The 23,405-nt window shown below is 55.9% G+C and carries 17 protein-coding genes and 1 pseudogene; 11 read left to right on the forward strand and 7 right to left on the reverse strand.

What is annotated here, in order from left to right:
• Window positions 1-68: 68 nt before the first annotated feature.
• From ACPOL_RS16935 to ACPOL_RS16960, 7 genes and pseudogenes are all read left to right on the forward strand, one after another.
• Complete coding sequence (locus tag ACPOL_RS16935) at window positions 69-857, forward strand: MIP/aquaporin family protein (protein ID WP_114208095.1); 789 nt, start codon at window positions 69-71, stop codon at window positions 855-857.
• 261 nt (window positions 858-1,118) lie between these two features.
• Complete coding sequence (locus ACPOL_RS16940; RefSeq protein ID WP_114208096.1) at window positions 1,119-1,910, forward strand: isocitrate lyase/PEP mutase family protein; 792 nt, start codon at window positions 1,119-1,121, stop codon at window positions 1,908-1,910.
• 146 nt (window positions 1,911-2,056) lie between these two features.
• Complete coding sequence (locus ACPOL_RS16945; RefSeq protein WP_114208097.1) at window positions 2,057-3,289, forward strand: efflux RND transporter periplasmic adaptor subunit; 1,233 nt, start codon at window positions 2,057-2,059, stop codon at window positions 3,287-3,289.
• Between the two features lie 8 nt (window positions 3,290-3,297).
• Window positions 3,298-6,399, forward strand: a pseudogene (locus ACPOL_RS34900) (efflux RND transporter permease subunit); the annotation flags it as partial.
• A 99-nt stretch (window positions 6,400-6,498) separates the two neighbouring features.
• Entirely contained in the window at window positions 6,499-7,893 is a 1,395-nt protein-coding gene (locus tag ACPOL_RS34185; RefSeq protein WP_414633378.1) for an efflux transporter outer membrane subunit, read from the forward strand.
• Between the two features lie 161 nt (window positions 7,894-8,054).
• Window positions 8,055-9,080, forward strand: coding sequence for a GlxA family transcriptional regulator (locus tag ACPOL_RS16955; RefSeq protein WP_114208098.1), 1,026 nt, complete (start codon window positions 8,055-8,057; stop codon window positions 9,078-9,080).
• Window positions 9,081-9,368: 288 nt separating this feature from the next.
• Entirely contained in the window at window positions 9,369-9,668 is a 300-nt protein-coding gene (locus ACPOL_RS16960) for a hypothetical protein (RefSeq protein ID WP_114208099.1), read from the forward strand.
• A gap of 21 nt (window positions 9,669-9,689) precedes the next feature.
• Here ACPOL_RS16960 and ACPOL_RS16965 read toward each other — a convergent pair whose 3' ends face one another.
• The 3 genes from ACPOL_RS16965 to ACPOL_RS16975 all read right to left on the reverse strand — a co-directional run bounded on the left by ACPOL_RS16965 (window position 9,690) and on the right by ACPOL_RS16975 (window position 15,116).
• The gene (locus ACPOL_RS16965) at window positions 9,690-11,036 is read right to left on the reverse strand and encodes a histidine-type phosphatase (RefSeq protein ID WP_114208100.1); all 1,347 of its coding nucleotides are present in this window, start codon (window positions 11,034-11,036) and stop codon (window positions 9,690-9,692) included.
• A gap of 45 nt (window positions 11,037-11,081) precedes the next feature.
• On the reverse strand, window positions 11,082-12,044 hold the full coding sequence (locus ACPOL_RS16970) for a YncE family protein (RefSeq protein WP_150133044.1): 963 nt from the start codon (window positions 12,042-12,044) through the stop codon (window positions 11,082-11,084).
• A gap of 135 nt (window positions 12,045-12,179) precedes the next feature.
• The gene (locus tag ACPOL_RS16975) at window positions 12,180-15,116 is read right to left on the reverse strand and encodes a TonB-dependent receptor (protein ID WP_161557413.1); all 2,937 of its coding nucleotides are present in this window, start codon (window positions 15,114-15,116) and stop codon (window positions 12,180-12,182) included.
• 206 nt (window positions 15,117-15,322) lie between these two features.
• Here ACPOL_RS16975 and ACPOL_RS16980 point away from each other — a divergent pair, with 206 nt between their 5' ends.
• Entirely contained in the window at window positions 15,323-16,036 is a 714-nt protein-coding gene (locus tag ACPOL_RS16980) for a response regulator transcription factor (protein ID WP_114210875.1), read from the forward strand.
• Window positions 16,033-17,499 (forward strand): sensor histidine kinase, encoded by a 1,467-nt coding sequence (locus tag ACPOL_RS16985; RefSeq protein ID WP_114208103.1) that lies wholly within the window; start codon window positions 16,033-16,035, stop codon window positions 17,497-17,499. Before ACPOL_RS16980 ends, ACPOL_RS16985 begins: the two co-directional genes overlap by 4 nt.
• A gap of 169 nt (window positions 17,500-17,668) precedes the next feature.
• Here the strand turns inward: ACPOL_RS16985 and ACPOL_RS16990 are convergent, their stop codons facing one another.
• The 4 genes from ACPOL_RS16990 to ACPOL_RS17000 are packed head-to-tail and all read right to left on the reverse strand — an operon-like array spanning window position 17,669 to window position 20,701.
• The gene (locus ACPOL_RS16990) at window positions 17,669-17,968 is read right to left on the reverse strand and encodes an AtuA-related protein (protein WP_114208104.1); all 300 of its coding nucleotides are present in this window, start codon (window positions 17,966-17,968) and stop codon (window positions 17,669-17,671) included.
• Window positions 17,965-19,275 carry an acyclic terpene utilization AtuA family protein gene (locus tag ACPOL_RS16995; protein WP_114208105.1) on the reverse strand — a complete coding sequence of 437 codons (1,311 nt, stop codon included), beginning with the start codon at window positions 19,273-19,275 and terminating at the stop codon, window positions 17,965-17,967. Before ACPOL_RS16995 ends, ACPOL_RS16990 begins: the two co-directional genes overlap by 4 nt.
• An 11-nt stretch (window positions 19,276-19,286) precedes the next feature.
• On the reverse strand, window positions 19,287-19,526 hold the full coding sequence (locus tag ACPOL_RS34190; RefSeq protein WP_201758864.1) for a hypothetical protein: 240 nt from the start codon (window positions 19,524-19,526) through the stop codon (window positions 19,287-19,289).
• Window positions 19,523-20,701 carry an SLC13 family permease gene (locus tag ACPOL_RS17000; protein WP_414633307.1) on the reverse strand — a complete coding sequence of 393 codons (1,179 nt, stop codon included), beginning with the start codon at window positions 20,699-20,701 and terminating at the stop codon, window positions 19,523-19,525. Before ACPOL_RS17000 ends, ACPOL_RS34190 begins: the two co-directional genes overlap by 4 nt.
• On the opposite strand from ACPOL_RS17000, the gene ACPOL_RS17005 reads away from it, so the two are divergent.
• Both ACPOL_RS17005 and ACPOL_RS17010 read left to right on the forward strand, forming a co-directional pair.
• A complete protein-coding gene (locus ACPOL_RS17005; RefSeq protein ID WP_161557414.1) occupies window positions 20,683-21,606 on the forward strand; it encodes a LysR family transcriptional regulator in 924 nt (307 codons plus the stop codon). The genes ACPOL_RS17000 and ACPOL_RS17005 overlap by 19 nt on opposite strands.
• A gap of 98 nt (window positions 21,607-21,704) precedes the next feature.
• Complete coding sequence (locus ACPOL_RS17010) at window positions 21,705-23,288, forward strand: carboxylesterase/lipase family protein (RefSeq protein ID WP_114208107.1); 1,584 nt, start codon at window positions 21,705-21,707, stop codon at window positions 23,286-23,288.
• The last annotated feature ends 117 nt before the right edge of the window (window positions 23,289-23,405 follow it).

Genomic DNA, 23,405 nt, shown 5'->3' on the forward strand with positions numbered 1-23,405 from the left:
TCGCAGCGGACAATTTATTGCGTGCTTAAACCTCCCGCGCCGGGACTGATAGCGAGTATGGAAAAAGCATGTCGATGAAATCGTCCTTACAGGAACACTGGCCCGAGTATCTGATAGAGATCGCACTGTTGGCGGTCTTTATGGTCTCGGTTGGGGTTCTCGTAACTGTGTTTGAGGCGCCCCGATCGCTTCTCTACTCGCTCATCCCGAACACAACCCTACGCATTGTCCTGATGGCGACGTCAATCAGCATGGTTTTGGGACTTCTGATTCAATCTCCGTGGGGTAAGCGCTCAGGCGCCCACATGAACCCTGCGATCACAATAGCGTTTCTCCTATTAGAGAAGGTTCACCCCTGGGACGCACTGTTTTACGTCCTCGCACAAACGATGGGTGGAACTCTCGGCATTGCTCTTGTCGCTTTGGCCATGGGGAGCCTGTTTACCGATCCGCCGGTCAGTTATGCCATGACGATGCCAGGCCCCGGTGGTGAAATGATCGCCTTCACGGCAGAGACGCTAATTTCGTTCCTTCTCATGGCAACGATCTTGATTTGTGTCTCCTCGCCTCGTCTGATCCGTTTCACGGCATTGGCTATTGGTGTTCTTGTGGATGTCCTAATCATCATCGAGGCGCCATTGTCCGGAACAAGTATGAACCCGGCTCGAACACTTGCTTCCGCTGTGCCAGGGATGATGTGGCAGCATATCTGGGTGTACCTCGCTGGACCACCTTTGGGGATGTTTGTGGCGGCACAACTGCATAAGCACAGTCTCAAAAATGCGGAGTATGGATGTGCGAAGCTCCTGCATCCACCCAATGTTCGTTGCATTCATTGTGGATATCTATGCGACTGAAAGACTGACTCGTTCCAAATGCATTCCGGGTCCCTGCAGTGTTTCGCCGATCTCCCGTGAGACAGCCCAGGAACAGAATACTGTCGGCAAACTCGTTCCCGGCTACGCCGACATTGTGGCAGGATTTGCCCCTTATATGTCAGATCGTCAGTTTTCGATGCGCGTCTATAAATCGCTAGCACTTATTTAGATAGTTCCGCGGCATTGGGAACCGACGTGCGACTGCGAGCGCGACATTCAAGAAAGGGCAGGTGAAAGCACATGACGACAAAAGCGGGAAATGTACCTAAAGAGAAATTAGCCGAGAAGATCGAAGTGTTTAGGAAGCTGCATGTTCCCGGAACGCCGCTCATCCTCTACAACATCTGGGACGCGGGCAGCGCACGGGCAGTTGCCAGGTCCGGAGCAAGAGCAATTGCAACTAGCAGTTGGGCTGTCGCAAAGGCTCATGGATTCGAAGATGGTGAGCAGATACCCTACGAGCTGGCACTTCAGAGCCTTCGCCAAGTCGTAGAAGCAGTGGATTTGCCAGTAAGCTTTGATCTCGAAAGCGCCTACGGCGAGAACCCGAAGGAAGTGGAGAAAAACTTCTCCCTTGCTATCAGTGCGGGAGCGGTAGGGTGCAACTTTGAGGACAGTGTGCCCGGTACCAGGACGATTCGGGATATAGCGACGCAGGTAGGCCGTATTCGCGCCGCACGCAGAGCCTCGGACGCAGCTGATGTTGAATTCTTCATCAACGCTAGATGTGACCTTTTCTTCCAAGGTCCATCCGTCAAGCACGATGAGGATTTGCTTGCCAAGGTTCTAGATCGAGCATCCGCATATGCAGAAGCCGGAGCGGACGGCCTCTTTGTGCCGGGGTTGACGACGATATCGCTCATCTCCCAACTCGCGAAGAGAAGCCAAATCCCAATAAACATCTTGGCTGATTCATCAACCTCGGTTCAAATGCTGGCCGATAGCGGTGTATCCCGCGTGAGCTATGGGGCAGGCCCCTACATCGAGGCGCTTAATGCTTTGGAACAGGCAGCTCGTGCGGTCACCAGATAGGCAAGGAATCATGGCGTGTGTCGCACCGTTCAGTTCGAGGACAACGCAATAAGTCCATTTACTCGGTCCGTCGGTGAGCACCACGGCTGAAACCGGGCTCCGAAACCTTCAAAGAACGACGCAAAACACCTCACACGAGAGAGACCATGGAAAACACAATCACCGAGACAACGACGGGTTCCGCAAACGCGCAGAGTTCGCTCCACCATAGCCCAAGGCTCTACGTGGGAGTTGCAACTCTGCTCGTATTAGTCTTAGCGGCTGCGATAGTCGGCCCGAAACTTTTCCACGAATCAGCTGTCAGTGCCGCGGCACCTGCCCCAACTGTTATCGTCAGCGAGCCTTTGCAACGAGAGCTTAACGGAAGGCTCCAGTTCTTGGGCCAATTCTCGCCAGTAGAGCAAGTCGAGTTGCGAGCTCAAGTCGGTGGGATACTGACGTACATCGGATTCAAGGACGGCGCCGTAGTCCCGAAGGGCACCCTTCTATTCGTCATTGATCCGACTCCCTATCAGATCAAACTCGACGAAAGTACGGCTCAAGTGGAGAAAGCTCGTGCCCGGCTGGAGCTCTCAGCGACAGAGCTAGCACGTGCTCAAACACTGCAGAAGACGGATGCCGGTACCGTCGAGAACGTAGATCAAAAGGCCGCAGAGCAAAGATCTGCTCAAGCCGCGCTTGAAGAATCAGAAGCCCTCGTTCGTGACGCGAAATTCGATCTCGATCGCACGCGCGTCTATGCTCCATTTTCTGGACGTATGGGTACGCATCTTGTTTCTATTGGCAATCTCGTGTCTGGCAATCGGGGTGGAGGCAGTTCGACGACACTTCTAGCGACTGTCGTTTCCGTCGATCCTATCTACCTAAACTTCGACATGAGCGAAGGCGACTATCTCAACTTCCAGCGCGAGCGGGCATCGCAGAGGAGCGCCCTAGCCAACAGAGTTGATATCTCGCTGAGTGACGAAAGCCAATTCAAGCGCCAAGGCACGTTGAATTTTCTCGATAACACTCTTGATCGTTCGAGCGGAACCATACATGCGCGAGCGACCGTTCCGAACTCAGATCTTCTGCTGGCGCCAGGATCGTTCGGTCGGGTTCGCGTGAACCTGCAGTCTTCAAACCAAGTCTTCCTCGTCCCGGACGCTGCTGTAAGAGCCGATCAGACAGACCGCATGGTTCTAGTTGTTGGACCGGACGGCGTAGCGAAGGAAAAGAAAGTCCAGACCGGAGGCCTTCGCTTTGGCCTGCGCGTTGTTTACTCCGGTCTCACGTCTTCGGATCGAGTTGTTATCGGGGGAACGCCCGTCGCCCCAGGAGCAAAGGTATCGAGTCAGGGCGGCACGATTGCTGCTAGCGCAGATGAAGGGAGCAACTAGGTCTAGCCATGAAACTTACTCATTTCTTCATCGAACACCCACGGTTCGCGATTGTTCTCAACGTGTTCATCGTGCTGGCCGGACTGGCAACGATGTTGTCGTTGCCAATCGCCCAATATCCGAACATTGTCCCCCCGACCATTAAGATCACAACGCTCTTCCCAGGTGCTTCCGCGGATGTTATCGCCCGTACTGTGGCGACACCCCTTGAGCAAGCAATCAATGGCGTAGAAGGCATGGAGTACATCAGCAGCCAATCCACCGGCAACGGCCAGCTAACGATCACGGTCATATTCAAGATTGGGAGCGACGCTGACATTGACCTGTTCCGCACCAATACGCGAGTTCAAAATACACTCTCCCGCCTTCCACAAGAGGTTCAGCTTCAAGGAGTGCAGGTGAAGAAGACGATCGACGATCTTCTGTTGGGTGTGCACGTATATTCGCCCGATGGCTCTCGTTCACCTGAATATCTTTCGAATTACATGGTTCATATTCGCGACGAGATTGCCCGGCTTCCCGGCGTTGCGGACTTCCAACTGTTCGGTGATCGCCAATACGCCATGCGTATTTGGGTTGACCCTGACAAGGCAGCGGCTTACAACATCAGCTCCACCGAGATCCTCGCTGCTCTCCGCGCACAGAACGCCCAAATCTCTGCGGGCGTGTTGAATCAACCGCCGGTGTCCACTAAAGGGGCCTATCAGATCAATGTCGAAGCGTTGGGCCGCCTCAGCACACCAGAGCAATTCGAGGACGTGATTGTCAAGAATGACAGCCAAGGACGTATTACCCGAATCCGCGATATCGGTCGTGCGGAGCTGGGGTCCGCCGACTATAGCTCACTCGCTTACGCGGATAGATATCCCGGCGCTCCCTTTTTTGTGACTCCGACACCGGATGCAAACGTGGTTCAGTTGGAACATGCCATCTGGAAGAAAATGGCTGAATTCAAAAAGACGTTCCCTCCAGGTGTGGATTACATCAAGATCTATGACCCGACGACATTTGTAGGACAGTCGATTGAGGAGGTGATTAAGACAGTTGCTATTGCAATCGTCCTTGTTGTTTTTGTTGTCTTCATTTTCCTGCAGAACTGGAGAGCGACGATCATTCCTGTCGTCGCGATCCCGGTATCGCTGATAGGCACATTCTCCATCTTGACCATGATGGGCGGATCGGTTAACAACCTGTCTCTTTTTGGATTGGTACTTGCCGTCGGTATTGTCGTCGACGATGCCATCGTTGTAGTCGAAAATGTCGAGCGTAATATGGCGCGCGGCTTGTCTCCACTCGAAGCAGCCCACGAGACGATGACCGAAGTGTCAACGGCTCTTATTGCGATCGCTTTGACACTGTGCGCCGTGTTCGTCCCAGTCGCTTTCATCTCCGGAATCCCGGGGCTCTTCTTTAAGCAGTTCGCCATAACGATCGCGGGCTCGACAATCATCTCGTGCTTTGTTTCGCTCACTCTCAGTCCTGCTCTCTGCGCGATCCTCTTGAAACCCCACGCAGTTGGGACCGAGCATGACAGGATTACCGGTTTAGCTCGCCTTTTGAACCCGATCTTCTCGGGCTTCAACGCAGTATTTGATTGGTTGTCTACCAGCTACGGCAACCTGACAAGTCGTCTTGTCCGCATCACCGGCGTCATCCTTCTGGTCTAAGTAACTCTCATAGGGCTGACCGGATTTCAGATGTCTAGGATGGCGACCGGCTTCATCCCCCAGCAGGACATCGGCTACCTCGCTGTCGTGTGCCAGCTTCCTCCAGGGTCAAGCTTGGAGCGAACCGATGAAGTCGTGCGTCGTGTGAATGAAATCGTGCTTACGACTCGCGGAGGTCGTCACACCTCGCCCGTAACGGGACTCGACGTTACCACCAACACTGTTGCGCCGAACGTCGGCACCGTCTTCACTTCGCTGCCTTCCCTCTATGGAGAGCACCTCGAAGGAGTCAACGCAGCATCCATGGTGGCTACTCTTCGCAAGAAATTTGCAGGGTTCAAGGACGCCAATATACTCGTCGTGAATCCACCTGCTGTGAAAGGACTCGGATCGGCTGGTGGTTTCAAAATGATGCTTGAGGACCGTGCAGAACTAGGACCACAAGCGTTGGCCGATGCTACGAATAAGCTCGTGGCGGCGGCTCGAAAAGATCCATCTTTCGCTGCTGTATATACGCTCTACAACGCTGGCTCGCCCAGTGTCTATGCAGACATCGACCGTGAAAAAGCGGAGAAAGTCGGACTTTCTACCGCAGATATCTTTCCCACTCTTGAACTCTACATGGGCTCGCAGTATGTGAACGATTTCAATCTTCTCGGACGTACCTACCCAGTTTTTGTGCAGGGAGATCAACAGTTCCGCCAAACACCAGACGAAATCGGAAGGTTGAAGGCTCGCAACTCAAGTGGTGAGATGGTTCCGATCAGTACGGTTGCCACTTTCAAAGAAAAGACTGCCCCTTATCGTGTGCCCCGTTATAACCTCTATGCTGCTTCAGAAATCATGGGCGAGCCTGCTCCGAATGTCTCGTCAGGAGCCGCGCTCAAACGCATCGAAGAGTTGGCCAAGGAGAACCTTCCCCCAGGTATTACGTTTGAGTGGACGGACCTCGCCTATCAGCAGGCAAAAAAAGGCATCCCTACAGCAGCGATTTTCGGTGCCTCTGCTCTGTTTGTGTTCCTCGTGCTGACTGCGCAGTATGAAAGCTGGAAGATTCCTCTGGCGATCGTGCTGATCGTGCCGATGTGCCTGCTCGCGGCAACGACGGGCCTCAATATCCGGACAATGCCGATTGACATCCTCGCACAGATTGGATTCGTTGTACTGCTTGGTTTAGCCGCTAAGAACGCAATCTTGATCGTCGAGTTTGCCAAGCAGCGGCAAGACCACGATGGAGTGCATGCTCAAGAAGCAGCTGTACACGCAGCCCATGTTCGTCTTCGTCCAATTCTGATGACCTCCTTCGCGTTTATCGCAGGTGTGGGGCCGCTTGTGGTCGCGCATGGCGCGGGCGCGGAGATGCGGCAATCACTCGGGACCACAGTGTTCTTTGGAATGCTCGGTGTAACAGCCTTTGGCCTCCTCTTTACACCAGCCTTTTACGCACTTGTGCGCAAGGGTGAGGCGAAGAAGAAGAGGAAAGTTGGACTTCCCGAGTCGGCTCTTACCACTGCTGCAATCGTTAGCGTATTGGTACTGAGTGTGTTTCTCCAAGGCTGCTCAGTCGGCCCAAAATACAAGGCGCCATCGGGAGCGGCATTAGCCCCTTTTCATAACAGGCAAGAGAGTTCGAACTCCGGCAAAACGCCTGCTCCATCACTCGACGAATGGTGGACCGGCTTCAATGATCCCATGCTCGTCACGATCGAGCAGCGGGCTCTAAGCCAGAACCTCGACCTTGCCGCATCGCTTGAAAGAGTGAATCAAGCGAGAGCAGTTGCCGTTGGGGCTGGCGCCAGATTGTATCCGACCGGCGAACTGGACGCCTCAGCGACTGCTGAGCACCAGAGTTTAGAGGGAAACCTCGGGAATGTTTCTCGTAACGTTCCAAGCTTCCGGCGCAATATCCACGAATACACAATCGGTCCTGTCGCAAGCTGGGAGCTGGATGTGGCGGGCGGAATCCGCCACAACGCTGCGGCAGCACGTGATGAGGTACAAGTTGCCGAAGCGAGTCAGATCGGGACGCGTATCACGGTCGCAGCTGACGCCGCGGACGCATACATGCAAATTCGCGGATATCAAGCGAGGATCGCAATCGCGAATAACCAGGTGGAGACAGACAAACACCTGTTGAAGCTGGTGGAGAACCGACTCGATGCAGGTGCTGCCACGAAACGCGAAATCGCGCAGGCAGAGGCGCTCTTACGGCAAGCTCGTTCAACCCTTCCTCCGCTGCGATTAGCCCTTGAGAAGCAATTGAACCGCTTGGATATCTTGATGGTAGCGCAACCAGGCACGTACGCCCACGAACTCGATGCGGTAACACCTGTACCCTCTATTCCCAACATCGCGAACCAGGAACCAACTGACATGCTACGTCGTCGCCCTGACATCATTGCAGCGGAGAGACGTCTTGCCGCCTCGAACGAACGTATTGGGGTTGCCATTGCTGAGTACTATCCGAAGATTTCGCTGTCGGGAGTTCTAGGTTTTGATAGTTTGAACTCAGGGAGTCTTTTCACCGGGGCCGCTTTTCAACCTGCTGCTGTAGGCGGCTTGCGCTGGCGTCTGTTCGATTTTGGCAGAGTCAATGCTGAAGTGAGACAGGCTCGTGGCGTGAATGCCGAATCTCTCATCGACTACAGGTTGGCTGTGCTGAAGGCTGCGGAAGATGTCGAAAACGCGCTTGCCTCGCTTGCTGAAACAGAGGCTTATAGCACTGAGGTGCAAGCCGAAGTGCAGTCGCTGACAAGATCTCGTGATCTGTCCCAAGAGGCTTACAAAGCTGGTTCAATCACGCTCACCGATGTGCTGGATGCGGACCGTCAATTGCTGACAGCCCAGGACGAATTGGCCTCTAATCGAACCGACGCATCTCGCGCAGCTATAACAGTGTTCCGCTCGTTCGGCGGCGGTTGGCATCCATCCGACTAACCTTAGGTTGCGCGGTGACTTCCTTCATCTAAGGAGACGTGCGGGCTCGAATGATCGTGCCCCGGCACGGTGTCCCAGAGCGCGATATGAAACCTTTGCAAAAGGGCGCGCGACCCGACGAATCACCCGGAAATCGCCCAATTCTGGGGTAATATCGTACCATGACGGAGCGCCGCCATCCCGTTATCGCTTTTCTTGTGCCGTCTCCGTTCGAGATCCTCGATCTGACGGGGCCGGTCTCAGTTTTTGAGCGCGCTACAAAGAATGGCGAACGCCATTACTTGATTCAAATCCTCTCCACCCGATCGGGTGGCACAGTCGAGACTGCAGGCGGGATGTCTATCGGCAACGCCCTCAAATTCTCTGACTATGTGGGACCAATCGATACGCTGATTGCCATCGGAGGCGACGGAGCCGTCGCCGAGCAGTCACCTGAATTGCCGAAATGGCTGCAAGAGCGTGCCCCTTATATTCGCCGTATCGCATCCATCTGTACAGGGGCGTTTATTCTGGCAGGTGCTGGCCTGCTCGATGGGCATCGCGTTGCTACACATTGGCTTTGGTGCGATCTTTTCAAGAACCGCTATAAGCATCTCAGGGTGGAACGCGATCCCATCTTCATCAAAGAGGGCAAGTTTTACACCACCGCCGGTGTGACGGCGGGTATTGATCTGTCTCTCGCACTTGTCGAAGAAGATCTTGGACATGCGGTAGCTGCTGAGATTGCCAGGATATTGGTCCTGTTTCTGAGGCGGCCTGGAGGGCAATCTCAGTACAGCACTTTGTTGGCGCAGCAAGAAGAGATAGAAGACGCGAGGATGCGCGATCTTCCTGTTTGGGTCAAAGCGCATCTAAACCGAAAACTCGACGTTGAAGATCTTGCGAGAGCCGCCGCGATGAGTCCACGGACTTTCATGCGTCAATTCAAAACTCAGTTTGATACGACTCCCGCGCGCTGGGTGCAATCACTTCGCGTCGAAGCCGTGATGCAACATCTTGAAGAGCGCAGTACCTCGCTTAGCAAGATTGCTCACATGACGGGGTTCCGCGACGAACAGGCGTTACGTAGAGCACTTCGACAGCAAATTGGGCTGACGCCGAATCAGTACCGTGAACGATTTGGGGAGTTGGGTCGCGATCGTGGACTACTCCCAGAGCGGCTCTTCGAAGACGAAGCGAGGGTCTAATTTAGTTGCCGCGTCGGCTTTGTCGCCAAATCGATTGCTGAATCTGGAAAGGCTCGTGCTCATTAGACCGACGGTCGAGGGACGTCTGTTCGGCCCACATTTCCAGTGAACGGAGTTCGCCGATGCGTCACATCCCGTGGTCGTTTTCGGTGTGCCGTATCCGTTCGAGATTCTCGATCTGACAGGCCCTGCTTCAGTTTTCGAGCGTCTGTAGTCAATGGAGAGCGATATTATTCGATCCGAATTTTGTACACTCGATCGAACGGCGCTGTGACAACAGAAGGCGGAATGATCATCGCTGATTCCTGCAAATATGCTGACTATGTGGGACCGATCGACACCCTCATTGTGAGCGGGGTGTGGGCGCTGTCACCCCACATGCGATACAAGCTATCTTCGAAGGTGAAGAGATGCCAGGTTTTGAAGGCCGCCCTCGACACACTGGCACTTGGCAGTCTGTTTGCTCTTAGCTTGTGGGAAAAGAGGTTGAAGCGCAAACTCGAAGGACGCCCACTCGAGCCTGAAAACGTGATCGATTTTCGCGGGTCGAGCGAAATCAAGAGAGATGGGCTTCGTTCCGATAGGTGATTGACGCGCATTGCGTAAAGGCTATTTTACAAATTCTGGATTTATAACTTTTGTGAGCACTTGAGAAAAGCTGGTCCAATCGCATGGGTAACCAACCGCGCCGCCACTACAGCCTGGTAGAAAAATGCTTGCCCTTGCAGGAGCTCTATCCAGGTTTAACGGAGTGAGGCTGCGCATCTGTTCGAGCGTTTGCGCTACGTAGTAGATATAAACTCGACTTTCGAATTCGCCTGGACGCTGCCGGAGTTCAAAGACTAAGGCGCCGCCAGGTGGCGTATCGTCACGGCGCCCATCCAGGAGCCAGTTCAGGTTCAAGGCGCCGGCGATATTGGTGAGGTTAGTATCGTGACCTACGAGGATGACTGCCTTGTCTCCGCGCTTGCCCAGTGCGCCGGGGATGGCCTTGCCGGTTTCGGCCTGCTCCAGCGTCTGGAGAATGTGGGCGAGCGTGTTGGAGGCCTGGACGGTGGCCAGGTACGAGGTTCGCCGGGTGAGATCCGATGCTGCGGTGTGCAGGTTCATCAGCTGCTTTAGTGTCGGAAGGTCGACACGGCTCCAGGCGACCTGGTCCATCGGCATGCCGTCGGCATATTCGAGCAGGAAATTCTCCGTGATTGTCGATGCCGTATTGAGCGGGCCTTTTAGTTCCGCGAGATGGTCGCTCTTGCCGCCATCGAGGCTGGCTGGAATAGCCAGCAAAGTCTTCGCTGCAGTGTGGCCGGGGCTAGGACATGGAGTGGATGGCGTGCAGGCTAGGAGAATGCGCTGCAGGGCTTCCAGCTGAGCCCCGTATGCCTCGGTGATGCCGTCCGGATCGGCGCCGATGCGGCCGGCGATGGAGGCTACGGCGCGATCGTGATCGGGCTTGCCGAGTCCGGCGGAGAGCGAGTGGAAGAGCGGATCCTCTTCGCCCTCCGCGAGAAAATGATGCTCCGGCTGCTTGTCATCGCAGCCCGGAAACATGCCCGCGATGAGCGACTTTCCGGTCTCAACCGTGCGCTGGTCTGAATCTGAATAGAAGGAGATGCGCCCGGCATCGGCACAGCCCTGAGCGGCGAAGAGACCTTGCTGAGTATAGTAGGACCGATAGTAGGCGCCGAAGAGGTTCATCAGTCTGGCGCCATGAGGAGTAAGGTGACCAGGAGGAACGTCCCACTTCGGCCACGGTTGGGATGAGTATTGGTTCAGTTGTTCGGCACTTCCAGACGGGGAGCGTACACCATGCCGGCTAAAGATGAGTACGAACTTAACCGTACCTAGTGCTTCCGCTTTCTTCTGCGCATAATTGGGCGGCGCGGCGACGGTCGCGATAAGCAGCAGTGCTAGAACTTGCACCAACCTGGTGGTGTAGATTTTTTTTCTGGTCATGGAAAGAGTTGTTCGCCCCGGTTCTTTGTTCGATGGGTTGATGGACTACTTCGTCGAATACAAGCGGATCTCTGCCGGCTTGCCGCCGGTGGCAGCAGCGCCGATGTAGAGGGCGTGTTGCGAGGGGACGAGAAGGCCGGTTTTCGCGCCCTGCGAGGTGTGGACGACACCGATCGAGCGAACGGTTTTGTCGGCGGCGACTTCGTATGCGTCGATGGCGCCCGCGCCGGCGATGAGGTAAACGCGATGCAGTTCGGCGTCGTAGAAGATATCGTCAGCGCCGGCGTCGGAGGGCAGGTCGGAGAGTTCTTTGCCGGAGTTGCCGTCGAGGACGAGCAGCTTGCCTGGGGTGCGGCAGGCGACGAAGAGCAGCTGATGTTCCTCGTCATAGGCGAGGGGCACATTGTCCTTTGCGCGGGTAAGCTTCCATGTTGCGGACTGCGTGTGGGTCGCACCGTCGAGGACGGCGACTTCCGCAGAGTCGGCGATGTTGACGAAGATGCGGTCTTTCGCATTATCGATGTCAAGACCTTCCGGATGGGTGGCGACTGAGAGCTGCGTCACCAGCGATTGGCTGGTCGTGTCGATGACCGCAACGCTGGCTGGATTCGCAGCATCTCCGCCGCCGTGACCGACATATAACAGCTTCGTCTTGGCGTCGTAGACCATATCGTCAGCGTCGTCGGAGAGCTTGATCGACCTGGCTATCTTCAGAGGCGAGTTTTCATAGATTTTGAGGTCGGCTTGTGAGCCGTCGGAGGCATAGAGACGGCTCGTCTCTGAGAGCCACGCGAGGCCGTGCGGTTTGCCAAGGCCGGTGATCGTCTCGTTGACTTTACCGCTGGCGAGGTCCAGGACCTCAATGGTGTGGTTGCCGGTTGCGGCAATGAAGAGCCGGCTTGCGGAGAGGTCTACTGCGAAATGGTCGAACTTGCCGGTTCCTTCGGGGAGTGTGAAGGTCTTCCTGAGGGTGAGTTGCGAGAAGGCTGCGGGCGTTAAAGCTGCCAAGACTAAGCTTGTGGCCAACTTGGAAATCAAGACATGAGACATGGGACGAAGCATGGATTACTCTTTTCACTTGAATTGGAATTGCAGCCAAAAGGCAGGCCCCGGAAGCAAGGGGCCTTGAATCAAGAATTGCGACTACTTTTCTCTGCTGAGTGACCACCGTACGCCAGCGGCTACAGTGGGCTGATAGAACTCGCGTTGAACAACATTTGTCGTGCTTCCGTTATAGAAGCCAAAGACTTCATTATTAAGGTTCAGTCCATAGGCGTAAACCGAGATCGGTCCTTTGATGTGGTAGGAACCCTGTAAGTCGATCTGGGTATGGGTATAGAAGTAGTTGTCGCCGTTAGGCCCCTTAATTCCAAGTGGGACAGGATTGGGAATGACAATCGGATTCCCATTTCCATCCAGAACAGGATTCCCTGTCTTTGGATCCGTCTGATACTGCTCGTTTTGGTATTGATAGAAGTCAATATTGGCCTGGTTGTAGGTGACGCCCAAGCGGACGGATAACGAGCCTTTGTCGTAAGTGGGACTCAAGTTGAAGGTGTTAGGCGATTGCCGGAGAAGATGTGGCTGATCGGTGCGAAGCAAGAGGCCCCGGGCTAGGGAATCTGTATAACTGTAATTCCCTGAAAATCCAAAACCGCTAAATAGCCCCGGCAAGAAACTAAATTTTTGTTCATAAGCGACTTCAAAGCCCCAAAGCCAAGCGCTCGTGCCGTTAACGGACTGGTCATAACGATAATTTGGGTATTCTTGATAGAGCGAGTCACCCGGAACTACATAACGTTGAGTAGCATAGATCGGACTGGTTATGTCTTTGTAGAAAATACCTGCTTGAAAGAGTCCGAAGGGCTTCAGTTCGGTTTCGTAAAGAAGGTCGTAATTATTCGAATGGGTTGGCTTCAGATTCGGGTTTCCGGCTGAGATGGTGCCACTACCCCCGCCCGTGGCCAGGTTGATTTGAAGTGAAGGGGGAAGATCCTGGTAGTCAGGACGAGCAAAGCCGCGGCCATACACAAACCTGACGCTCGAGCCAGAGGGAAGAGCGTAGCGGAGCTGCATCGTTGGCAACACGTCCACGTAGCTCGGGTGCGTCACCTGGTTGCTGACTGTCGGCGCACTGCCGTCCGCCGGGAAAATTACAACATTCCCTTGCAGTCGCTCGCTCGTGCTTTCGAATCGAAGCCCGGTGTAAAGCTCGAACTTGCCCATAGTGATGGAGTTCGAGAAGTATCCAGCAGGAATGAACTCATCGAAGCTGAAATTTCCGCCAGCGTTGCCGAGCAGCGTGCCGAGCGGGTCGACAGCAATAACTCCGGGATTGTTGCGGATAAACTTGAAGAGAGTACTTACGTCTGTAACTGGACCAAACTGGTACTCGCCGCCGTTGTAGTAATGGTTGTTGCGGAACGAGTCTGGAAACTGGGTAAAAGGAATCGCTGGATTCGTCTCTGGGTTCAGAGCGTATTGGATGTCATTGCTGTTTTGAAATTTGTGCACGTTGCGAAACTTGGCGCCGAACTCGACGATGCCGTGATGATCGCCTACGGAGTAGTTCTCGGTAAAACCAGCGCCACCCTGGACATTCACCTGAGGACCGTAGCTGTAGTCAATGTCGGCTTTTTGCAGGAAGTATTGAGTCGGATCGTAAATGTTGACGCCATTTAGAACGGGGAAGCGCGGTACCAGCGGTTTACTAAGGTCTACTCCAAACTGGACATTATTAATAGGCGCGGTCGAGTCGCTGTTCCCGAACGTGGCGTTTTGATAGCCATGCTCATCGGTGGCTGCACGACCAACTGCAACCTCATAGTTAATAACTGAATTCTTGAAAAACTGGTTTCCGCCAATTGCAAGGCTTCCGATTACCTGGACAGGCCGGCGTTGTTCGGCGCCAAAAGCGACATTGCCGGGGAAACCTGCACCGCCGGGTGCGTCGAACGCTGTGCTACCGTCTACGCTGGAGAGGTTGTAGTCCCAGCGGTCGCCGAAGTTGTTGAAGTGCGAGTAGAGCAGGTGGGCATAGATGTTGGACTGGTCAGTGAGCTTATAGTCAAAGCTGCCCGCGTATCCGTAGCGGTCGCGATAGTAGCGGTATTCACGAAGATCGGCCTGCGCGTAGCTGGCAACATAACTGCCATCTGCGAGTTGATTCGCGACCGGGACGGGTTCCACGTCGTCGATACCGCGTCCGTTAAAGTCATAGGTGAAGCCGCCAATGACACCGAGCCTTTTCGTCGCGCCAAATCGCCTGCCGAGAGTGATGCCAAACTGACTTTCGGTACGGCCATTGATAATCGGCGTGTAACCGCCCTGGCTGAAGGCTTCAATCGTAGGACGCTCATTTGCGGTTTTCGTGCGGAGGTTGATGGATCCACCAATTGCGTCTCCGTCGGAATGAGCCAAGAGAGTCTTATTAATTTCAACAGATTCGACGAGGTCGGCGGGTACGATGTCGAGCTTGATCTGGCGGACATTCTCCGGGGAAGGCACATTCACGCCGTCAATGGTTACGTTGCTAAAGCGCGGCTCGGTCCCACGAATCTGAACGTACTTGCCTTCACCTTCATCGCGCTCCAATGTAACGCTAGGGAGTCTGCCGATGGCGTCTGCCACGTTCGCGTTCGGAAGGCTGGTGATGATGTCGTGCGGTAGTACCTGCAGGATGTTCTCTGCTGTCAGCTCTCGATTGACGGCCTCGGCCTCTCCATGGGCGCGGTTCGCGGTTACCAGGACTTGCTGGTTGGAGTTAGAAACCGCGAGGGTGGCAGTCAGAGTGGTCGTCTGCGTCCCTACAGTAACATTGCTGGTGTACGGAGAGAAGCCAACAAACGTCACCTTGATGGTGTATGACCCAGGAACCAGGTTCAGGAAATGAAAACTTCCTTGAGTATCGGAGGAAGTGGTTTGGCCGCCTGGCTGGAGTTCGACTCTTGCTCCCTGCAATACGGCATTGACGGCGTCAACGACCGTTCCTTGAATGGAGCCTCGGGTGGATTGTCCCTGCGCGTACGAGGACATGAAGAGGACGAGCAGCGTCAACGAGAGTAGAACTTTGATTTTCAATGTAGATCTCCTGGCGTTGGGAACGCCGGTGATAAGTGCAAACACATTCAAACTGGCATCCGGAGAGAAAGCACCCACGGCCACGGTAGCGTTCGAAGTTAAAGCGACGTTAAGCGGACAGTGAATCTTTTCTAAGATTGCGGAAGGCGGGCCGTATGTCGGAAGGAATATGCTGGAATGAATAGAGGAGAGCTCGATCGAAACCGATGCGCATCCTGGTGATTGAAGACGAACCTCGCATGCTACAGCTGCTCCGGCGCGGCCTCTCGGAGCATGGGCATGACGTAATGGTCGCAGTGGATGGGCCGCAGGCATTGAAGGTCACGCTCGATCACGAGTTCGATGTGGTGCTGCTCGACGTGGGACTTCCAGGATTGAGCGGCTACGATGTGGCACAGGTATTGCGCGAGAGAAAGTATTCGGCTTCGATCCTGATGCTCACCGCATTCAACAAAGAAGACGAGATTGTGCGGGGGCTGAATCTGGGCGCGGATGATTATTTGACGAAGCCATTTTCATTTCCTGAATTGCTGGCGAGGCTTCGTGCCGTAACGCGGCCGGTGCCTGAAGCCGCTTCGACAATCTATGAACTGGACGACTTGACGATCGATCGAGCGCATCGCAAGGTGTGTCGCGAGGGTCGCTCGATTGAGCTGACGAAGACCGAGTTCACATTGCTGGAGCTGCTCGTTCATCGCATAGGACAGGTGGCGCCGCGAAGAGTGCTAATCGAAGGGATCTGGGGCATCGATAGCGACATCGGTCATGGCGCCCTGGATGTACTGGTGAATTCGCTGCGCAGTAAGCTGGATGCACCGTTTCATCGCCGCCTGATACATACGGCGCGAGGGCAGGGATATTCGCTTCACTCAGAGGCCGGCGGTCCCGAAACGATGACCCGACAGGCAGCGATACGATGAAGCCGCTGACGATTCGTCTTCGCCTGACACTTTGGTATTTTGTAACGTTCGCAGCCGCGGCGGCGCTGTTGAGCGTGGCGAGTTGGTGGATGCTGCAGAGCAGCGTCGGCACTACGCAGTACTACGAGTTGCAGGAACGCGCGGAAGACGTGCAGGCACTGCTCAAGAGTTACGGACCGGCGATGAGTGTTGAGGAACTCCAAAGAAATCTGCGAGAAATTTACGGACTGAAGGACGATGGCAAATACCTCGAAATAGCCGATGCGCAGGGCCATTGGCTCTATCGCTCACAGCGTATGGCAGATTGGGGTGTTCCACTGCCACTGGCGAACCAGCTTCCGAACGGCGGAGTATCTTCGGATCTGCATAGGGGAAGCTGGAATATCCGTATGCTGGCCTATCCCATCGATGTAAATGGACGGACATATTCAGTGATCGCAGGACTTTCGCTGAGGAGATCGCGCTATCTGCTCTCCGCGTTCACGACACAACTATTGCTTCTGACGCCGGGGGTGCTGTTGCTTGCGGCGATCACCGGCCACTTCATGAGCAGGAAGGCGCTCCAGCCCGTTGCAGCGATCGCGACGGAAGCACGACGCATCAACGATCGCAACCTTGACATTCGCTTGCCGGTGTCGGCGACCCACGACGAAATTTCGCACCTGTCGGAGACACTGAACCAGATGCTGGAACGGGTTGAGGCGGGAGTGCGCAGTATTCGCGATTTTACTGCGAATGCAGCACATGAATTGAGAACGCCGCTGGCGTTGATCCGGACCGAAGTCGAGGTCGCTTTGTCTTTACCGCGCTCGAACGAAGAGTATTGCGAAGCCTGCGAACAGGTGCAGAAGGAGACGGTGCGAATGACCCGTCTTATTGATAGCCTGTTGATGTTAGCCCGCGTTGACGCCGGTACGGAGACGCTGCGGTTTGAGCCAGTCGATCTGAACCAACTCGCACAGCAGCTCGGCGAGAGATGGAAGGTCCCCATGCAACTGGCAGTTCTGGGACTTATCGTCCATATCGACCCGAATCCGGCGTTTGTTTCAGCCGACTTAAGCAGCCTGCAAAGGCTGCTGACGATACTGCTCGATAATGCCTCTCGCTATACTCCGCCGGGCGGCTCGGTGGAGCTTCGAGTCAAACAGGAAGAAGGCCGGGTGATCGTCTCTGTTTCGGATACCGGCATAGGGATAGCGCCTGAACATCAGCTCCGGGTTTTCGACCGGTTCTATCGAGTCGGCCGGTTTGGTAGCGGAAATACAGGCGGATCGGGATTGGGTTTGGCGCTCGCAAAGTGGATCGCAGAGAAACACGGCACCAGTCTCATGCTGAAGAGCGCCGTAGGCGAAGGGGCTTGCTTCCAGTTCTCGATCGCCGGGTCGTCGCGACCCGAAGCCATCAAATTCAGTGAAGCTCTTGTAGCAGATCACAGGATTGAATCTACAATGCCTGGCAAATAGCTCCGAATACGAGCTGCTGCTCCGGCGCGATGGTTGCTAGTTGCTGCGCGACGTCACAAGCCTGCTTCGATGGTGTGCAAATCCGATCAAGGCTACTGGGCTGCAACCGGCCTTCAGGAACATGACCGCAAGCCGCAGAGGATTGCGCCGCGAGTAAGTTGAGCAAATGTCAAATCTCTATGTTCAGTAGAACAAAACCGAGGGTCTTGCCGTGCGCATCGAGCGCAAGGGAGCGCGTTACACTTTCGCCCGGCGGGCGGTGCAAAACAAAATTAAGAGCGCCGAGGCCCGGGATGCAAAAGCGTTCGACCGGGCAAGTGATCATCGAAGCGAAGAGGTCGGTGACCCGCTGCACAGTCACTTGCTGCTCGAGCAACGGATAATCGTCATCGCGATAGGCGATCAGCGAGATGTTGACGAGATTGCCTTTGTCGCCAGTGCGAGCGTGTGCGATCTCTCGGAGTTTCATGAAGCCACCTCAATGCCAATCGTCGGCCTAACTAGACTTCGGGAGAGGAAGGTCGCGTCCATCGCAATGTTTTCGCGGATCGAGGTGACGACGCCTCCCCCGCCCGCGGGGCCATTGACGTAAAGGCTCTCCACTTCGTGCATCAGACGGCGGGCGTCGCTCTCGTCAAAGAACCGGCCAGCCGCACGAAGGCGAACTTCATAAGGCTCGCGGCCGGACTCCGAGAGGGCCGCCCCATGCATGGAATCGATGCCGATGAAATCCATACGCAGGTCGCCAGGGGAGATCCATCCCAATCGACTCTCAAGGATGTGACGAGCAAGCCGAGCACGCGGCAAGGCCCCAACTCCGGCATAGGATATCTGGCCCTCCGCAATCGAGCCAGCCGCAAAACCGGCGGACACCTTCAGGTTTATCGGCCGCTCTACGCCACGCGCGCCTGAGACATGGATCCTGTTGGGCCCGAGTTCGGCGAAGCAGGTCGTGCTGAAATCGGCGGTGACGTCCGGAGTTAGATAGCGCGAGGGGTCCTGCACCTCGTACAGGATTTGCTCCTTGCAGTTGCGGACGGTGAGCGCACCCCCGGCGCCGTCGAGTTTCGAGAGCAGCGCTTCTCCGGTTTCGCTGACTTCGGCAATCGGAAAGCCTATGCGGTCGAGGTCAGGCACATTTTTGAAGCCCGGGTCGGCGAAGTATCCGCCCGTGAGTTGCCCCGCGCACTCCAGCAAGTGGCCGATGGCGGTTCCCTGGCCGAGATGAGTCCAATCATCGAGCGCCCATCCGAACTCATGCACCATCGGCGCAAGGAAGAGCGACGGGTCCGCCACTCGTCCGGTAATAATGACGTGCGCGTTGCCGCGCAGGCAGTCGACGATAGGCTCGATGCCGAGATAAGCATTCGCCGATACAAGATGCTCCCGCGGGTCATGGGAAGCATGGTCCGCAAGAAGATGCATCACATCGTCACCGGAGATCCATGCGACCCGGATTCCGGAAAGACCTAGCGATTGAGCGACTGAGATGGTCTCTCGAGCGGCAGCTTCCGGATTCGCCGCACCCATGTTCGTGATGATGCGAGTACGATTGGCGACGCACAATGGGAGCACGGCTTCCATACGCATCCGCAGCATTGGATCGAAGCCCGGGCTGCGATTCTGGCGCTTGGCCAGTTGTGCCAGCGCGATGGTCCGCTCGGCCAGGCACTCGAAGACGAGGTAATCGAGCTTCCCGTCGCGGGCAAGATCAATTGCAGGGTCGATGCGGTCCCCCGCGAATCCCGCCCCTGCCCCGATCCGGATCGTCTTCATCAATCCTCACTCTAAAAGGAGAAAATGCCGAACGCCACAGCAGCCAAGGCCATCACCAACGATGCCAGAAAGAGGAACGGACCCGAGAAACGCTGGTGCTCGCCAAGGTCAACTTCGGTGAGGCCGGTCACGAGGAACGTTGCGGGAGTAAGCGGGCTGACGGGGAACCCTGTAGTGTGCACGCCGAGAAGCGAGGCCTGAGCAACAGTTATCGGCGCGACTCCATAGGCTCCCGCAGTAGTAGCAATCACAGGAAGCACGCCGAAGTAGAAGGAGTCGGGATCGAAGACAAGGCTAAGCGGCATGGCCACGAGCGCCAGCAGGAACGGGATATGAGTTCCGAGACGGGCGGGAATGATATGCACGCAGGCAGTCGCCATGGCCGCGAGCATCCCCGTTCCTTTGAGGATGCCGGTGAAGCACCCGCTGCGCAGAGAATCGCAGTCATCGTGATTGCGGCCTTCGCATGCGCCTCGATTTGGATGCGCTGTCGCTCAGCATTGGGAACGTTCACGATGAGTGCAACCACGGTCCCCACCATGAAGCAGACCGCGGGTTCAACTTTTCCGGTGACCGCTGCGGCGAGAACGACGAGCGTGAGCGCAACATTGATGGCGAAGCGAACGCTGCTCCGAGGCGGTGTTGATACCGGCGCATGAATCATCGTTCCATTTTCGACGCGACCAAGGCGACGTCCCTCCCGATAGCCCAGCCACGTGCAGATACCCAGAGCAAAAAGCAAACCAACGATTTGTACCGGAAGGAGCGGGCGGAATAGAGAGATCGTGGAGACATGCAGCGATGCAGCGGCCCGGATGGTAGGACCGGTCCAGGGAAGGAAGTTGACGCCGGCGGCGAGCGATGCGGCACAGGCGAGAATGCGGCGGTCGATGCCAACCTCGTCGTAAAGAGGCAGCAGCGCAGGCATCGTGATAAGAAAGACTACGGCGCCCGATCCGTCGAGGTGGATCAGTAGCGCAAGCAGAAACGTCCCTGGAACGATGCGAATGGGGCTCTTCCCAACGATGCGAAGAATCCAGTGGATCAAGGGATTCAGCATTCCCCCGTCGGTCAGCACTCCGAAAAAAAGGATGGCAAAGACGAACATGGAGATGACCGAAGCCATGCTCTGAATGCCGCTGATGATGAAGCCTGAAGTGCGCAACCCAAAGCCACTGGCCAAAGATGTGAGGACGGGAATGAGCACCAATGCGGCAAGCGGAGAGAGCCTGCGGAGGAGAATGGCCGCAAGCACGCCCGCAATCGTTACCGCTCCCCACAGTGCCACGAGCGACACGTCCTCTCCGTTACGCAAAGTCGAAATCGTGCTGAGTATAGGGAGCGCGGAGCTTATCTGTACATTGAATATTCGCGCCGCTATAATCGCGTTCTTCGATGAGACACGAGTTGCGGCAGGTCCGTGCATTCCTCAAGGTCGCCGAGCTGCAAAGCTTCACGCGCGCGGCCGCGGAGCTGCATGTTTCGCAGTCGGCGCTTACCGTGCAGGTAAAACAACTGGAGGAAGAGCTGGGAGTGCTGCTCTTCGACCGTAACAAGCGTGGCGTCGCCATTACAGCGGCCGGTCTAGACTTGCTGGGCCCGCTCCAGCGCATCGTCCTGGACTCTGAAGCTATCGTGGGCTACGCCAGAGACATATCCGCTGTGCGCACCGGCAATCTTGCTTTGGCGGCGTTGCCAACGATAGCGGCCGATCTGCTGCCGCGCGCGATGGATGCCTTCCTGCGAACGAATCCTGAGGTTCGCATCACGGTGCATGATGTGGTTGCCGACCGCGTTCGCGAGCTGGTTACGAAAGCTGCGGTTGATTTCGGCTTAGGCACGGCCAGTCGGCAAGACAAAGAGCTTCAGGCGTATCCGCTATACCACGACCATCTCGCAGCCTTCGTGCCGGCTTCTCACGATCTGGCAAGGAGAGACGAGGTCACGCTTCGGGAGCTGGCAGACTGTGATTTGATCCTGCCGAACCGCGAAAGCAGCGTGCGCAGTATCGTCGAGGCCACGTTTGCGCGCGCACATGTTCAAGCCGCAGTCCGGTATGAGACGAACTACATGCCTACGGCGATTGCGTTCGTGCGAAGAGGTCTGGGGATTGCGATTCTGCCGACGTCGGCTCGGGATGACAACCATGAGCAAGTAGTCTGTGTGCGCATCCGGAAGCCCGCGATGAGTCGCCAAATCTGCCTGCTTCAGAGAGTGGATCGTAGCCTCTCTCCCGCGGCGACAAGCTTTCTGCATACACTACGCGCGGAGATCGCAAGCAGGAATACGCAACGTCGGATGGTTCCGGATCCTCTTCCGGAAAAGCGATGAGTGTATTGAGAAAACCGCAATATACGCAAGCATCGCTGCGGTCGTATAGTTGGCACTCGAATGGCGAAACGCAATTCTCCGTCGGGTTTAGGAGTTACATGCAAATTCAGTACGCTTCCAGGTCGATCCAGCTTATCGGCATTTTCTTCGTGGTCGCGACCTTCGTATTGCCGGGAATCATGAAGTCGCAAACGGTCAACACGGAATCCGGCCCGGTGAAAGGCGCGACTGCTGATGGGGTCATCTCCTATAAGGGAATTCCATACGCGGCCCCACCCGTCGGAGCTCTCCGTTGGCGCGCCCCGCAGCCCCCGGCAAAGTGGTCTACGCCCCTTGCTGCGACCAGCTATGGCCACGATTGCATGCAGCTGCCCTTCCCTAGCGACGCCGCGCCACTGGGGACCACTCCCGCGGAGGATTGCCTTGTTTTGAATATCTGGGCGCCGGAAAAGGCGCAGGCGAAGAAGCTCCCGGTAATGTTTTGGATTTATGGCGGCGGTTGGGTGAACGGCGGTAGCTCGCCCGCGGTCTATGACGGCAGCCAGTTTGCGAAAGGCGGAGTGGTTCTGGTCAGCTTTAACTACAGACTAGGCCGCTTTGGCTTCTTTGCTCATCCAGCTCTAACGAAAGAAAACCCAGCAGAAGCGCTGGGCAACTACGGGTACATGGATCAGATCGCGGCCCTCAAATGGGTCCGCCGCAACATCGCCGCCTTCGGTGGAGACCCCGACAACATCACCATCTTCGGCGAATCGGCCGGCGGCTTTTCTGTCCATATGATGATGACCACCAAGCTGACCGATGGACTCTTCCAGCGGGCCATTGTCGAGTCCGGCGGGGGCCGGGCGGGGCTCAACAGCCCTCGGCTTCACGATCCCTCTGCGGGTGGTCGTCCCTCTGCCGAGAGCATTGGTGTCGCCTTTGCCAAAAAGAACGGGATCGAGGGGGAAGACGCCGCAGCACTCGCAAAGCTCCGTGCGCTGCCTGCACCGGCTGTCGTCGACGGGCTGAATATGGCCAGCATGGGTCCGGCTGCGTCCACCTACCCAGGTCCAATGATCGATGGCGTCATTGTGCGTGACGAGCTAGGCGCAATGTACGCGGCTGGCATGCAGCATCCTTTGCCAATGATTGTGGGCGCCAACAGCATGGACATCGGCTTCGCCAGCGCTAAAACCAAGGAAGAACTCTTTGCTACCTTTGGGCCGAATGCCAAAGCTGCGCAGCAAGCCTATGATCCAGACGGTACGGCCGACCTGCGCCTCGTAGCTTTTGAGGTGGGGGGAGACCAGTTCATGGTCGAGCCCGCCCGGTTCGTCGCACGCGAGGTCTCCGCCGCCGGCCCAACAGCGTATGAATTCAAGTTCTCCTATGTCGCCGACTCCGTGCGCAAAGAATGGCCCGGCGCACCCCATGCGACCGAGATTCCTTTCGTCTTCAACACGGTCAGCGCCAGATATGAAAAAGCACTGACTGATGCCGACGAGAAGATGGCGAACAGTGTCAACGCCTATTGGATCAACTTTGCGAAGAACGGCAATCCTAACGGAGCTGGCTTACCGAACTGGCCGGCCTACAAAGCCGATTCCGATCAACTCATGAATTTCGCGAACGACGGACCGAAAGCAATGGCAGATCCATTGAAGATTCGTCTCGATGTCGCAGAAGCCAAAGCGAAATGACTTCCAACCGATTGCCGAATGAGTTCTGCGTCCATCGACAGGCCGAGTCACTCACCGAGATGCTATTCGATTTGAGAAGTCTACGACGTCTCTCGGCTGCTGGCGGACGAAGTGCTG

The sequence above is a fragment of the Acidisarcina polymorpha genome (assembly GCF_003330725.1).
In the GTDB taxonomy this organism is placed as follows: Bacteria; Acidobacteriota; Terriglobia; order Terriglobales; family Acidobacteriaceae; genus Acidisarcina; species Acidisarcina polymorpha.

Excerpts from the sequence above, each read along its gene's own strand:
- ACPOL_RS16935 (WP_114208095.1), top strand. The coding sequence starts at position 69 with ATGTCGATGAAATCGTCCTTACAGGAACACTGGCCCGAGTATCTGATA.
- ACPOL_RS16940 (WP_114208096.1), top strand. The coding sequence starts at position 1,119 with ATGACGACAAAAGCGGGAAATGTACCTAAAGAGAAATTAGCCGAGAAG.
- ACPOL_RS16945 (WP_114208097.1), top strand. The coding sequence starts at position 2,057 with ATGGAAAACACAATCACCGAGACAACGACGGGTTCCGCAAACGCGCAG.
- ACPOL_RS16955 (WP_114208098.1), top strand. The coding sequence starts at position 8,055 with ATGACGGAGCGCCGCCATCCCGTTATCGCTTTTCTTGTGCCGTCTCCG.
- ACPOL_RS16960 (WP_114208099.1), top strand. The coding sequence starts at position 9,369 with ATGATCATCGCTGATTCCTGCAAATATGCTGACTATGTGGGACCGATC.
- ACPOL_RS16965 (WP_114208100.1), bottom strand. The coding sequence starts at position 11,036 with ATGACCAGAAAAAAAATCTACACCACCAGGTTGGTGCAAGTTCTAGCA.
- ACPOL_RS16980 (WP_114210875.1), top strand. The coding sequence starts at position 15,323 with ATGCGCATCCTGGTGATTGAAGACGAACCTCGCATGCTACAGCTGCTC.
- ACPOL_RS16985 (WP_114208103.1), top strand. The coding sequence starts at position 16,033 with ATGAAGCCGCTGACGATTCGTCTTCGCCTGACACTTTGGTATTTTGTA.
- ACPOL_RS16990 (WP_114208104.1), bottom strand. The coding sequence starts at position 17,968 with ATGAAACTCCGAGAGATCGCACACGCTCGCACTGGCGACAAAGGCAAT.
- ACPOL_RS16995 (WP_114208105.1), bottom strand. The coding sequence starts at position 19,275 with ATGAAGACGATCCGGATCGGGGCAGGGGCGGGATTCGCGGGGGACCGC.
- ACPOL_RS17000 (WP_414633307.1), bottom strand. The coding sequence starts at position 20,701 with ATGCACGGACCTGCCGCAACTCGTGTCTCATCGAAGAACGCGATTATA.
- ACPOL_RS17010 (WP_114208107.1), top strand. The coding sequence starts at position 21,705 with ATGCAAATTCAGTACGCTTCCAGGTCGATCCAGCTTATCGGCATTTTC.